The sequence below is a fragment of the Streptomyces sp. S465 genome (assembly GCF_026898115.1).
GTDB lineage: Bacteria > Actinomycetota > Actinomycetes > Streptomycetales > Streptomycetaceae > Streptomyces > Streptomyces luomodiensis.
In genome coordinates this window covers 5,365,165-5,377,619 of the sequence record NZ_CP114036.1, presented here as the reverse complement: position 1 = coordinate 5,377,619, position 12,455 = coordinate 5,365,165, and the positions used below count along the sequence as shown (strand labels likewise).

Annotated in this window: 12 protein-coding genes and 1 tRNA gene; 6 read left to right on the top strand and 7 right to left on the bottom strand. The window is 72.2% G+C overall.

The window, feature by feature from the left end; translation table 11 throughout:
• Positions 1-73 precede the first annotated feature (73 nt).
• Complete coding sequence (locus tag N6H00_RS22805) at positions 74-1,360, top strand: hydrolase (RefSeq protein ID WP_268973684.1); 1,287 nt, start codon at positions 74-76, stop codon at positions 1,358-1,360.
• Positions 1,361-1,384: 24 nt separating this feature from the next.
• Positions 1,385-2,050 carry an NAD(P)H-binding protein gene (locus tag N6H00_RS22800; protein WP_268973683.1) on the top strand — a complete coding sequence of 222 codons (666 nt, stop codon included), beginning with the start codon at positions 1,385-1,387 and terminating at the stop codon, positions 2,048-2,050.
• 603 nt (positions 2,051-2,653) lie between these two features.
• Here N6H00_RS22800 and N6H00_RS22795 read toward each other — a convergent pair.
• Positions 2,654-3,502: a DUF1206 domain-containing protein gene (locus N6H00_RS22795; RefSeq protein ID WP_268973682.1), complete on the bottom strand. Its 849-nt coding sequence runs from the start codon at positions 3,500-3,502 to the stop codon at positions 2,654-2,656.
• Between the two features lie 173 nt (positions 3,503-3,675).
• On the opposite strand from N6H00_RS22795, the gene N6H00_RS22790 reads away from it, so the two are divergent.
• Positions 3,676-4,941, top strand: a complete 1,266-nt coding sequence (locus N6H00_RS22790) for an amidohydrolase family protein (RefSeq protein WP_268973681.1) — start codon at positions 3,676-3,678, stop codon at positions 4,939-4,941.
• Here the strand turns inward: N6H00_RS22790 and N6H00_RS22785 are convergent.
• A complete protein-coding gene (locus N6H00_RS22785; RefSeq protein WP_268973680.1) occupies positions 4,938-5,366 on the bottom strand; it encodes an MscL family protein in 429 nt (142 codons plus the stop codon). The genes N6H00_RS22790 and N6H00_RS22785 overlap by 4 nt on opposite strands.
• Before the next feature lie 200 nt (positions 5,367-5,566).
• Here N6H00_RS22785 and N6H00_RS22780 point away from each other — a divergent pair, with 200 nt between their 5' ends.
• Both N6H00_RS22780 and N6H00_RS22775 read left to right on the top strand, forming a co-directional pair.
• On the top strand, positions 5,567-6,520 hold the full coding sequence (locus N6H00_RS22780; RefSeq protein ID WP_268973679.1) for a helix-turn-helix transcriptional regulator: 954 nt from the start codon (positions 5,567-5,569) through the stop codon (positions 6,518-6,520).
• 154 nt (positions 6,521-6,674) lie between these two features.
• Positions 6,675-6,965, top strand: coding sequence for an ANTAR domain-containing protein (locus tag N6H00_RS22775; RefSeq protein WP_268973678.1), 291 nt, complete (start codon positions 6,675-6,677; stop codon positions 6,963-6,965).
• A 62-nt stretch (positions 6,966-7,027) separates the two neighbouring features.
• Here the strand turns inward: N6H00_RS22775 and N6H00_RS22770 are convergent.
• Positions 7,028-7,109: transfer RNA gene (locus N6H00_RS22770), tRNA-Tyr, on the bottom strand.
• A 189-nt stretch (positions 7,110-7,298) separates the two neighbouring features.
• On the opposite strand from N6H00_RS22770, the gene N6H00_RS22765 reads away from it, so the two are divergent.
• Positions 7,299-7,787: a YajQ family cyclic di-GMP-binding protein gene (locus tag N6H00_RS22765; protein ID WP_064458488.1), complete on the top strand. Its 489-nt coding sequence runs from the start codon at positions 7,299-7,301 to the stop codon at positions 7,785-7,787.
• Between the two features lie 99 nt (positions 7,788-7,886).
• Here N6H00_RS22765 and N6H00_RS22760 read toward each other — a convergent pair whose 3' ends face one another.
• The 4 genes from N6H00_RS22760 to N6H00_RS22745 form a co-directional block, all read right to left on the bottom strand.
• Positions 7,887-8,279 (bottom strand): YccF domain-containing protein, encoded by a 393-nt coding sequence (locus N6H00_RS22760; RefSeq protein ID WP_268973676.1) that lies wholly within the window; start codon positions 8,277-8,279, stop codon positions 7,887-7,889.
• Positions 8,276-9,142: a zinc metalloprotease HtpX gene (gene htpX, locus N6H00_RS22755; RefSeq protein ID WP_268973675.1), complete on the bottom strand. Its 867-nt coding sequence runs from the start codon at positions 9,140-9,142 to the stop codon at positions 8,276-8,278. The genes N6H00_RS22760 and htpX overlap by 4 nt, the downstream gene beginning before the upstream one ends.
• Positions 9,143-9,309: 167 nt before the next feature.
• Positions 9,310-10,869: an NADH-quinone oxidoreductase subunit N gene (locus tag N6H00_RS22750; protein ID WP_268973674.1), complete on the bottom strand. Its 1,560-nt coding sequence runs from the start codon at positions 10,867-10,869 to the stop codon at positions 9,310-9,312.
• On the bottom strand, positions 10,866-12,455 hold the full coding sequence (locus tag N6H00_RS22745; protein ID WP_268973673.1) for a complex I subunit 4 family protein: 1,590 nt from the start codon (positions 12,453-12,455) through the stop codon (positions 10,866-10,868). Before N6H00_RS22745 ends, N6H00_RS22750 begins: the two co-directional genes overlap by 4 nt.

Sequence of the window (12,455 nt, the reverse complement as noted above, 5' to 3'; positions counted from 1 at the left end):
CCACCGCCCTCGTCACGCACCCGTCGCGCGCGCCCGTGCGCCCCGCGTACGCCCTGCGAATCCCAGGAGTGCGATGCCCGAGAGCCAGCAGCAGCCGCAGCAACCGCAACAGCCGCCCAGGAACGACGGCGCGGACCCCGAACCCACCGCCCTGGTGCTCGGTGGCGCTCGGCTCGCCGACGGGCGCACCGTGGACGTCCGGCTCAGCGGCGGGCGGATCGAGGCCGTGGGCACGGCGGGCAGCCTCGTCCCCGGCACCCGGCTGGAGCTCGGCGGCTATCTGCTGCTCCCCGCCCCCGCCGAGCCCCACGCCCACTGCGACACCGCCCTTACGGCCGACATCTCCGGCCCGGTCCCGAACGCCCCCGGGGACATCCAGCGCCGCGCCGTCGAGGCCGCGCTGCTCCAGCTCGGCCACGGGGCGACGGCGCTGCGTACCCACGTCCGCGTCGGCGGGGTGCACGGGCTGCGCTCCCTGGAGGCGGTCCTGGAGGCCGGCCGGACCCTGCGCGGGCTCACGGAGCTGAGCGCGGTGGCGGTGCCCCGGGTGCTGACCGGCACCGCCGGGGCGGACGGTCTGGCGGTGCTGCGCGACGCGGTGGGAATGGGCGCGCCGGTCATCGGCGGCTGCCCGGACCTCGACCCGGACCCGACCGGCCACGCCGAGGCCGTCCTCGACTTCGCCGCCCGGCACGGCTGCGCCGTCGACCTGCACACGGACGGTGACGACCCGGCCCGCCTCGCCCGGCTCGCGGCGATGGCCGGGGGCTTGCGGCCGGGCGTCACCATCGGCCCCTGCGGCGGGCTGTCCCGGCTGCCCGTGGATGTGGCCGGGCGGATCGCGGAGCGGCTGGCGGCGGCCGGGGTGACCGTCGTCTGCCTCCCGCAGGGCGACTGCGCCGGACTGGAGCACCAGGGCGTGCGGGGAGCGCGCGGCTGTGCCTGCGCGCCGGTACGGCTGCTGCGCGCGGCGGGCGTCCGGGTGGCCGCGGGCAGCGGGGCGCTGCGGGACGCGGTCAACCCGGTGGGCCGGGGCGATCCCCTGGAGGCCGCCTTTCTGCTGGCGTCCCGGAACGGGCTGCGGCCGGAAGAGGCGTACGAGACGGTGTGCGGGCAGGCACGGGCCGCGATGGGGCTGGCCGAGGTGCGGGTGGAGGCCGGGTTCCCGGCGGAGCTGCTCGCGGTGCGCGGGGACGGCCTCGCGGGGGTGCTCTCGCTCGCGTACAGCAGGGTCGTGGTGCACCGTGGCCGGGTGGTGGCCCGTACGAGCGCGGTGCGCGAGTACTGCGACTCGGCCGGCGCGGCGGCCCTGGACCTGCCCCGTCAGGCGCGGCCGCAGAGCGGCGGCGAGCAACCGTAGGCCGCACGGCGTACGGTCGGGATCATGCGTATTGTCATCGCTGGTGGACATGGACAGATCGCGCTGCGGCTGGAGCGGCTGCTCACCGCGCGCGGAGACGAGGTCGCGGGCATCATCCGCAAGCCGGAACAGGCGGGCGACCTGCTGGCGTCGGGCACCGAACCAGTGGTCTGCGACCTCGAGACCGCCTCGGTGGAGGACGTGGTCAAGCACCTGGAGGGTGCGGACGCGGCGGTCTTCGCGGCCGGCGCGGGCCCCGGCAGCGGTGCCGCCCGTAAGGAGACCGTCGACCACCGGTCCGCTGTGCTCTTCGCGGACGCGGCCGAGCGGGCCGGGGCCCGGCGGTTCCTGATCGTCTCCTCGATGGGCACGTCCCAGGAGCCGCCGCCCGGCACCGACCCGGTCTTCGCCGCCTACCTGCGCGCCAAGGCCGCGGCGGACGACGACATCCGCGCCCGGGACGGCCTCGACTGGACCGTGCTGCGTCCGGGCGTGCTGACGAACGACCCGGGCACGGGCCGGGTGAAGCTGGCCGAACACACGGGCCGGGCCGAGGTCACCCGCGACGACGTGGCAGCGACCCTGGTCGCCCTCCTGGACGAGCCCCGCACGGCGCGCCGCACGCTGGAACTGATCAACGGCGACACGCCGGTGACGGAGGCGGTGCGGACGATCGCCGAGCAGAACTGACCCTCACGTCACCCTCGCCGGCCGCCGATGCCTCCGGTTCCGCCTCGGCCCCGGGTCCGGCCGTCGGTGCCTCCCGGTCCGCATCGGTCCCGGGTTCGGCCGCCCGTGCCTCCGGTTCCGCATCGGTCCCTGGTTCGGCCGCCGTCCCGGCGTCCCCCCGGAGCCACTGGAAGCCCACTCCGCCATTCCGGCGGGTCGGGCCCGGTAGCCAGTTCCGGCAGCGAGTCGGGCCCGACGATCGTCACGTCTGACGGCCGGTTCCGGCGGTTCGGCGCTGGCGGATCGGTTCCGGCGGTCTGGCCGCTGAGCAGTCCGTCACCGCGCAGAAGTCCACCCGGGCCGGGCGTGGGCCCGGGGCAAGGGGCTCCTGGTTGTACTGCCGCTCGTGTGCCGTCCGGGTCCGTTCGATCCGGGGAGCCCGCGCCACGGCCCCGGGCGCGGTGGGCGGCCAGGCCGGCGCGCCACCGGACGCGGGGTGCGCGGGCGCCCCCGGCGTCACCGGGCGCGGGAACCGGAGCCAGGCCCGGCGTCACGGGGCACCGGCCACGAGGGCCGGCCCCACCGCGAGCGGAACACCGGCCACGGAGCGGCCGCCGGGGCGGGTCAGACCCTGCGCCAGCGGGCCATCGCGAAGGAGAAGACCCCGAAGAGCGCGAGTCCGAGCGCCACCGCGACCAGCAGCCAGGGGCCCGCCGCCATCGCGGCGAAGGTGCGCAGGGTGTCGTCGATGCCCTTGGCCTTGTCCGGGTCGTAGCGCCGGGCGGCCGAGAGCGCGAAGCCACCCGCCACCGCGAACACGGCCCCGCGGGCCACCCCGCCGCAGACCCCCAGCGCCTCCACGGTCCGCCGCGTCCGCGGGGACATCGCGCCCGTCTTGAGGTGCTTGCGGAAGGCGCGCCGGATCGCCCGTACCGCGATCCACACCCCGGCCACGGCCACCACCGTCCCGCCGGCGGCGACCAGCCACCGCCCGTACGGCAGGTCGAGCGCCCGTGCCGTCACGTCCTGCGACTGCCGGTCGCTGGAGCCGCTGCCCTCCTCGCCGGCGGCGAAGGAGAGCACGGAGTAGGCGACGACGCCGTAGAAGACCGCGCGGGCCGCTCCCGCCAGCCGCTTGCGTGCCGTGGTCCCGTCCGGCCCCGTGGCCCCGAAGGCCGCCTCGGACAGCCGCCACAGCGCCATGCAGACGAGCCCGACACCGACCGCCCAGACCAGCGCCGCGCCGAACGGCTGCTGGGCGAGGATCTGGAGCGCCCCGCCCCGGTCGGCCTGTTCACCGCGGTCGCCGAAGGCGATGCGCAGCGCCAGGAGGCCGATGAGCAGGTAGAGCACTCCCCGGGTGGCCAGCCCCCAGCGGGCCGCCGCCTCGATGGCCCGGCCGCCCGCTTGACGCGAGGTGCGTGTGCGTCGCGTTGCCGTGCCCAGTCCGCGTGCGATCGACGATGCGTTCACCGTTTCCTCCCCGGTTGTCGCACATCGTTTGCCCTGGACGTACATACGGAAACGGGGCGTACGGAAACGGGACTTTCCCTTGTTGGTTGCGGCGATCCGCCCTACTCTGCCGCCTGAATCTGACGGGCCGTCAGGTGAATTGACCGACGCGAAGGGACCGGGGAGATGGCGAGATGACCGGCGAGACGAACGGCGCGACCGAGCTGCCCCTGGTCATCAGCGTCGATGACCATGTGATCGAGCCCGCGCACCTCTTCCGGACCTGGCTCCCGGCCAAGTACCGGGACCGCGGCCCCAAGCCCCTCACGGCCGGGATCGGCGAACTGGCCTACATCGGCGGCAAGTACAGGTTCACCACCGACCCGGACGGCCAGCTGACCGACTGGTGGCAGTACGAGGGCGACCTCTTCCCGTACAAGCGGATCATCGCCGCCGTCGGCTTCTCCCGCGACGAGATGACCCTCGACGGCATCACCCGCGAGCAGATGCGCCGCGGCTGCTGGGACCCCAAGGCCCGGCTCGCCGACATGGACCTGAACCACGTCGAGGCATCGCTGTGCTTCCCGACCTTCCCCCGCTTCTGCGGCCAGACCTTCGCGGAGGCGAAGGACAAGGAGGTCGGCCTGGCGTGCGTCCGCGCGTACAACGACTGGATGGTGGAGGAGTGGTGCGGCGACAGCGGCGGCCGCCTCGTCCCGCTGTGCCTGATCCCCCTGTGGGACGTCGACCTCGCCGTCCAGGAGATCCGCCGCAACGCCGCCCGCGGCGTCCGCGCGGTGACCTTCAGCGAGATCCCCACCTACCTCGGACTGCCCAGCATCCACAGCGGCTACTGGGACCCCTTCTTCGCCGAGTGCGAGGCCACGGGGACGGTCGTGTGCATGCACATCGGCTCCTCCTCCCAGATGCCCGCCGCCTCCCCCGACGCCCCGCCGGCCGTCCAGGCCTCCTTGAGCTTCAACAACGCCATGGCCTCGATGATGGACTTCCTCTTCAGCGGCGTCCTGGTCTCCTTCCCGCGCCTCAAGCTCGCCTACGCCGAGGGCCAGATGGGCTGGATTCCCTACGCCCTGGAGCGCGCCGACGACGTCTGGGAGGAGCACCGGGCCTGGGGCGGCGTCCGCGACCTCATCCCCGAGCCGCCGTCCACGTACTACTACCGCCAGATCTTCTGCTGCTTCTTCCGCGACAAGCACGGGGTCGCCTCACTGGACACGGTCGGCGTGGACAACGCCACGTTCGAAACCGACTACCCCCACGTCGACTCGACCTGGCCGCACACCCGCCGCATCGCCGCCGAGCACGTGGCCGGGCTCTCCCCCGAGACCACGTACAAGATCCTGCGCGGCAACGCGATCCGGATGCTGGAGCTGGACCTAGACCGGCCCGGCCAGTCCATACCCGGCCGGTCCATGCCGGGCCAGTCCATGCCGGGCTAGGCCGTGCGCGGCTGCTCCGAACCGCAGTAACGGCACTTGCGCGCCGCCTCGGGGACGTCCTCGGCGAGGCATTCCGGGCAGGTCTTCACCGGGCCCGGCGCCCCGAAGGCCGTGACGCCCCGGCGGGCCTGGGTGTACTTGTACGGCACGACGATCAGGAAGTAGATGACGGCCATGAAGATGACGAAATAGATCAGGGCGCCGATGAACGACCCGATGTTGATGTAGGTCGTGGTGTTCCCCTGTTGTCCCAGCTGCCAGCCGAGCCCGACCGACTTGCCGCCCTGGAGCCGGGCGATGATCGGGTTGATCACGGAGTCGGTGAACGCCTTGATCAGCGTCGAGAACGCCAGCGCGGTGACCAGGCCGACGGCGACAACGATGACATCACCGCGCATGAGGAAGTTCTTGAAGCCCCTGAGCACGATCCGCCCTCTCTGTCCTGATACGGGGGAATCACCACCCTAGGAGCGGCCTTACGGTGCCCGCCGTGCGCCACGACGGACGGCCGCCCGTACGGCGGCAGGCCCGGTGCGCGCACGAGCGGGCGGGCCCGCACCACCCGCGGGCCCGTAACGTGTGCTCCGGAGCGCCATCGCACGGGCGCCGGAGAGGCAAGGCCGTCATGAGCACGCTGGTCTTCGACAGCGATGACCTGGAGCAGACCGAGGACTTCCTCAGCAGGGCCTACGCCAGGATGCGCATCGGCAGCACCACCCCGAGCGCGAGCCGGGCACAGATCCGGCGCGACACCCTCGCGTCGATCAGCGTGGACGAGCTGGACCTGGACTTCGAGATGAGCTACTCCGTCAGCCCGCTCGGCAAGATCTGCCTCTGTCTCGTCCACGCCGGCACCATCGAGGACCATGTCTTCCCGGGTGCCGAGGATTCCTTCGGCCCCGGCGACGTGGTGTCCTTCGCCCCACCGGACCTGCCCTACTCGGGACGGATCCGCAGCGCCCGCTACAACATCACCATGTTCGACCCCGCTCTGCTGAGCCAGGTCGCCGCGACCGCCGACCGGCGCGTGCCCCAGCCGGTCCGGCTGACCGGGCACCGCCCGCACTCCGCCGCCGCGGCCGGGCACCTGCGGGAGACCATCGGCTACGTGCGCGACCACGTCCTGGCCGACCCCGCCGTGGCCGACCAGCCGCTGATCAAGGCCACCGTCAGCCAGCTCCTGGCCGGCAGCGTGCTGACGGCCTTCCCCAACACTGCGCTGACCGACCCCACCGCACCCGACCGCAACGACGCCCACCCCGGCACGCTGCGGCGCGCCCTCAGCTACATCGACGACCACGCCGACCGGCCCATCACCGTCGCCGGCATCGCCGCCGCCGCGCACGTCAGCATCCGGGCCCTGCAGTACGCCTTCCGCAGACACCTCGACACCACCCCCATGGCATATGTGCGCCGGGTACGCCTGGCACACGCCCACCACGACCTGTCGACCGCCGATCCCCGGACCGCCACGGTCACCGACATCGCCACCCGCTGGGGGTTCTTCCACCCGGCCCGCTTCGCCGCCCTGTACCGCGACACCTACGGCACCGCCCCACGCGTCACCCTGCACGGCTGACGCCGGGGTTCCCCTGGCCGCCTTCGTTTTCTGTCCCACCCGGCGCCCGAACGTGCGTTTACCGACTCGCCAAGCGCCGGTCCGCCTCTGGAGAGTGGACAGGCGCGGCATGGTTCACCGCTACCGCGGTCCATCTCCGATCGAAAGGTTCTCCGTGACGATCGGGAACGACGACCTCCTCAAGAAGATCGCCAGCCTGGAGGAGGAGGTCGGCCAGCTGCGGCAAGCGGTCGTCTCCCACGCCGTCATCGATCAGGCGATCGGTGTGGTCATCACCCACGGCAGCCTGCGTCCGGACCAGGGCTGGCACATCCTCAAGACGGTGTCCCAGCACACCAACACCAAGCTGCGCGAGATCGCCGAACAGATCGTCCAATGGCCGCACTGCGGCTGGCTCCCCGAGTCCACCCGACGGGCCCTGGAAGCGGCACTCGCACGCGGGTAGTCCACCCGGACAAAAACGGCCCCCGGCCGCGTTTTCGCAGCTCGGGGGCCGTTTCCCTGATGTGGCGGCGCCAGGATTCGAACCTGGGTAGGCTAAGCCGACGGATTTACAGTCCGCTCCCATTGGCCACTCGGGCACACCGCCTGGGATGTGGCCAGGTGCCCCGCTCTCGCGGCGCTGCTCCCTGGCAACGACGTAAACAATACCTGATGTCCCGGGGTGCTTCGCCACCCGGTTGATCGCCTCTGGATCATGACCGAGATCGCTAGGCTGGCGGAAGCGGTCCGTTGGGCCGTGCCACTGCCGGATCTACGTACGAGGAGCCAACTCAAGATGGCCGACTCCAGTTTCGACATCGTCTCGAAGGTCGAGCGGCAGGAGGTCGACAACGCTCTCAACCAGGCGAGCCGCGAGATCTCCCAGCGCTACGACTTCAAGAACGTCGGCGCCTCGATCGCCTGGTCGGGCGAGCGGATCGAGATGCGGGCCAACTCCGAGGAGCGGGTCAAGGCGATCCTCGATGTCTTCCAGTCCAAGCTGGTCAAGCGCGGGATCTCGCTGAAGGCCCTGGACGCGGGGGAGCCGCAGGCCTCGGGCAAGGAGTACAAGATCTTCGCCTCGCTCCAGGAGGGGATCTCGCAGGAGAACGCGAAGAAGGTCGCCAAGATCATCCGCGATGAGGGCCCCAAGGGCGTCAAGGCGCAGGTGCAGGGCGATGAGCTGCGGGTGACGTCCAAGAGCCGGGACGACCTGCAGTCCGTGATCGCGCTGATCAAGGGCAAGGACCTCGACTTCGCGGTGCAGTTCGTCAACTACCGGTAGCCCGGTCCGCCGAGTACGGCACGCCGGGGCCCCGGCCCCGGCGGTCGCGTGTGGACGGGGCTGTCGCCCGGACTCGCCCAGGCGGGAAGCGCGGCCCGGTCAGCGGTGGCCGAAGGGCTGGTCGGTGGGGACGATCTCATGGCCGAGGGGGGCCAGGGAGATCGGGATGAGCTTGAAGTTGGCCAGGCCCAGGGGGATGCCGATGATCGTGAGGCAGAGGGCGACGCCGGTGATCAGGTGGCCCAGCGCCAGCCACCAGCCCGCGAGGACGAGCCAGAGGACGTTGCCGACGCACGAGGCTGCTCCGGCGTCGCGGCGGGGGACGGCCGTGCGGCCGAAGGGCCAGAGGGTGAAGCCGGCGATGCGCCAGGAGGCGATCCCGAAGGGTATGCCGATGATCGTGATGAAGAGGAGGACCCCGGCGAGGAAGTAGAGGATCGCCAGCCAGAAGCCGGAGAGGATCAGCCAGATCAGGTTGAGCAGGGTTTTCACGGTCGGCGGCCTCCTGCCATCTGTTCGAGGCGGGCGATACGCTCCCGCATGGGCGGGTGGGTGGAGAAGAGCTTGGCCATGCCCTCACCGGCGCGGAAAGGGTTGGCGATCATCATGTGGCTCGCGGTCTCCAGCCGGGGCTCGGGCGGCAGCGGAAGCTGCTGGGTACCGGTCTCCAGCTTGCGCAGGGCGCTGGCGAGGGCCAGGGGGTCGCCGGTGAGCTGGGCGCCGGAGGCGTCCGCCTCGTACTCGCGGGAGCGGCTCACGGCGAGCTGGATGATGGAGGCCGCGAGCGGGCCGAGAATCATGATCAGCAGCATGCCGAGAAAGCCGGGGCCCTCGTCGTCGTCGGACCGGCCCACCGGGATCAGCCAGGCGAAGTTCACCAGGAACATGACGACGCTGGCGAGCGCGCCCGCGATCGAGGAGATCAGGATGTCGCGGTTGTAGACATGGCTGAGCTCATGGCCGATGACCCCGCGCAGCTCCCGCTCGTCGAGCAGCCGCAGAATGCCGTCGGTGCAGCAGACGGCCGCCTTACGGGGGTTGCGGCCGGTCGCGAAGGCGTTGGGGGCGTCGGTCGGGGAGATGTAGAGCCGGGGCATGGGCTGGCGGGCGGCCGTGGAGAGTTCGCGCACCATGCGGTACAGCTGTGGCGCCTCGAACTCGCTGACCGGGCGGGCGCGCATCGCGCGCAGGGCCAGCTTGTCGCTGTTCCAGTAGGCGTACGCGTTGGTCCCCAGTGCGACGACGACCGCGATGACCAGTCCGGTACGGCCGAAGAGGCTGCCGATGAGGATGATGAGCGCGGACAGTCCCCCGAGGAGTACGGCGGTTTTCAGCCCGTTGTGCCGGCGGTGCACTGTGCGCCCTCCCGATGTGCCGCAGGGAACCCTTCGCCAGGTGTTTCCACCTTCCAGTGGACCCTCCTGAAAAGGTCAACGCCAGGCGAAGGGCACCAGTTCCCTCGTGCACACGGGCGCGGACGTGCGCGGACGCGCGCGGCCTCGGTCACCCGGCCGCCCGGCGGCTACAGCAGGGTGTCCGAGGCGAATCGCAGAACGAGCTGCGGGGCGCCGGAGAGGGCGACGCCGATGATCGCGGTGAGGCCGATGGCGGCCGTAAGGGGGACGGCGGCCGGGCGGGGGGCGGGGGCCATGGCGGCGGGCGCGGGCTCCGCCTGGGCGGCGGGCGCGGGCGCGCGGAAGAGCACCGCCGTCCACTGGAGGTAGTAGTACAGGGCCACCACCACGTTCAGGGCCATCACCACCGCGAGCCAGCCGAGCCCCGCGTCCACGGCCGCCGAGAAGACGGTCACCTTGGCGAAGAGCCCGATGACGCCCGGGGGCAGCCCGGCCAGGCACAGCAGGAAGAAGCCCAGTGCCAGGGCGGCGGCCGGGCGGGCCGCGTAGAGCCCGCGGTAGTCGGTGAGCCGGTTGGCCGGGCTGCTGCGGGCCACCAGGGCGGCCACGGCGAAGGCGCCGAGGTTCACGGCCGCGTACATCAGGGCGTACGCCACGGTGGAGCCGATGGCGCGGGAGGCGTCCCCGGCGGAGTCGGCGTAGCCGGCCGCGGCGATCGGGACCAGCAGATAGCCCGCCTGCGCGACGGAGGACCAGGCGAGCAGGCGTACGGCGCTGAAGGCGCGCTCCGGGCGCTGGCGCAGCGCCGCGGCGTTCCCGGCGGTCATGGTGAGGGCGGCCAGGACCGCCACGGCCGGGCCCCACACATCGGCGTACGAGGGGAAGGCCAGGACGGTCACCAGGATGAGGCCGGAGAAGCCGACCGCCTTACCGACGACGGAAAGGTACGCGGCGACGGGCACGGGCGCGCCGACGTAGGTGTCGGGCACCCAGAAGTGGAACGGCACGGCGGCGGTCTTGAACGCGAAGCCCACCAGGGTGAGCACGACCCCGGTCTGGGCGAGCGTGTCGAGGCGCGGGTCGACATGGGTGAGGGCGGCGGCGATCCGGGACAGGTGGAGGCTGCCGGTCGCGGCGTAGACGAAGCTGACGCCGAGCAGCATCACGGCGGTCGCGGTGACCGAGGAGAGGAAGAACTTCAGCGCGGCCTCGGAGGAGAGGCGGTCGCCGCGGCGCAGGCCCACGAGGGCGAAGGCCGGGAGCGAAGCCACTTCGAGGGCGATGACCAGGGTGGCCAGATCGCGGGAGGCGGGCAGCAGGGCCGCTCCCGCGGCGGAGGACAGCAGCAGGAACCAGAATTCGCCGGCGGGAAGTTTGAGATCGTCGCAGGCGCTGAAGGACAGCAGCGCGGTGAGCAGGGCCCCGCCGAGCACCAGGAACTGGATGACGAGGGCGAAGGTGTCGGCCGTGTAGCTGCACGCGTGGGCGCCGGTGGTCAGGCAGAAGGTGGAGCGTTCGCCGTCCAGCAGCGGCAGCAGGCTGAGCGCGGCCAGCGCGAGTCCCGCTATCGCCACCCAGCCCAGCAGGGGCTTCCGGCGCTCGGGCAGGAACAGGTCGGCGACGAGGACGGCGAGGGCGGCCAGGGCCGCGATGGTGGGCGGCGCGACGGCGAGCCAGTCGACGGACTGGACGAGGCTCGTGGCGAGGCCCGAGGCGTGCGGAGTCATCGGTTGCCTCCCGCGAGGAGCTGCTGCACGGCCGGGTCCGTGAGGCCGAGGAGGACCGCGGGCCACAGTCCGGCGAGGACGGTGAGGGCCACCAGGGGGCTCCAGGCGGCGAATTCGTAGCCGTGGACGTCGGCCAGGGCGGGCCGCTCGGCCTCGGTCCCGGTACCGGGCTCGATGGGGTGGTCGCCCATGCAGACGCGCCGTACGACGACGAGCATGTACGCGGCGGTCAGCAGGGTGCCGAAGCCGGCGAGCGCCGTATAGGTGAGGAACGCGGGGCGGCTGAGCCCGTCGGCGGGGTCGAAGGCGCCGAACATGGCGAGCATCTCGCCCCAGAACCCGGCGAGTCCGGGCAGCCCCAGGGAGGCCACGGCGCCGAAGGCGAGCAGCCCGCCGAGGCGTGGCGCCCTGCCGTACAGGGCGGCGCCGCTGGTGCCCGAGAGCTGGTCCAGGTCGGTGGTGCCGGAGCGGTCCTTGAGGGCGCCGACGAGGAAGAAGAGCAGGCCGGTGATCAGGCCGTGGGCGATGTTGGCGAAGAGCGCGCCGTTCACGCCGGTGGGGGTGAGGGTCGCGATGCCCAGCAGCACGAAGCCCATATGGCCGACGGAGGAGTAGGCGATCAGGCGCTTGAGGTCGCCTTTCGCCCCCGTACGGGCCAGGGCGAGGCAGGCGAGGGAGCCGTAGATGATGCCGACCACGGCGAACGCGGCGAGGTAGGGCGCGTAGGTGTGCGCCGCCTCGGGGGTCATCGGCAGCACGATGCGGACCAGCCCGTAGGTGCCCATCTTCAGCAGCACGCCCGCCAGCAGCACCGAGCCGACGGTGGGGGCGGCGGTGTGGGCGTCGGGCAGCCAGCTGTGCAGCGGCCACATGGGGGCCTTGACGGCGAGCCCGACGAGGATGGCGAGGGCCGCGATCAGCTGGGTGGTGTGGCTGAGCCCGGCGCCTTTGTCGGTGGCGAGTGCCACCATGTCGAAGGTGCCGCCCTTGAGTCCGACGAGGAGGAGGCCGAGCAGCATGACGACCGAGCCGAGCAGCGTGTAGAGGATGAACCGCCAGGCGGCGCGCTCCCGCTCGGCGCCTCCCCACCGGTTGATGAGGAAGTACATCGGGATGAGGACCATCTCGAACGCCAGGAAGAACAGCATCAGGTCCAGCACCGCGAAGCTGGCCAGGGTGCCGGCTTCCAGGAGCAGCAGCAGCGCGACGAACGCCTTGGGGGACGGTCCGGAGGGCCGGTTGACGTAGGCGTAGAGCGCGCTGAGGAAGGTCAGCAGCGCGGTCAGCACCAGCAGCGGCAGCGAGACGCCGTCCACGCCGAGGTGGATGCGGATGTCCAGCGCCGGGATCCAGCCGATGTCCGTCTGGGCCTGCATCCGGGCCGGGTGGTCGTGGTCGAAACCGGCGGCCAGGGCGATGGCGGCGGCGAGCACCGCCCCGGTGACGGTCACGCCGTGGCGCAGGACGGCCTGGTCGGGCCCGCGGCCGCGCAGTCCGGGCGGGGCCGGCAGCAGGGCGGTGACGCTGCCGAGCAGGGGGAGCACGACCACGGCGGCGAGGAGGGCTTGCAGGGCGGTGTGGTTCAC

What these genes read in the sequence shown, in the direction of transcription:
- N6H00_RS22790 (WP_268973681.1), top strand. Translation starts at nt 3,676, where the DNA reads ATGACCGGCGAGACGAACGGCGCGACCGAGCTGCCCCTGGTCATCAGC.
- N6H00_RS22805 (WP_268973684.1), top strand. Translation starts at nt 74, where the DNA reads ATGCCCGAGAGCCAGCAGCAGCCGCAGCAACCGCAACAGCCGCCCAGG.
- N6H00_RS22800 (WP_268973683.1), top strand. Translation starts at nt 1,385, where the DNA reads ATGCGTATTGTCATCGCTGGTGGACATGGACAGATCGCGCTGCGGCTG.
- N6H00_RS22780 (WP_268973679.1), top strand. Translation starts at nt 5,567, where the DNA reads ATGAGCACGCTGGTCTTCGACAGCGATGACCTGGAGCAGACCGAGGAC.
- N6H00_RS22750 (WP_268973674.1), bottom strand. Translation starts at nt 10,869, where the DNA reads ATGACTCCGCACGCCTCGGGCCTCGCCACGAGCCTCGTCCAGTCCGTC.
- N6H00_RS22765 (WP_064458488.1), top strand. Translation starts at nt 7,299, where the DNA reads ATGGCCGACTCCAGTTTCGACATCGTCTCGAAGGTCGAGCGGCAGGAG.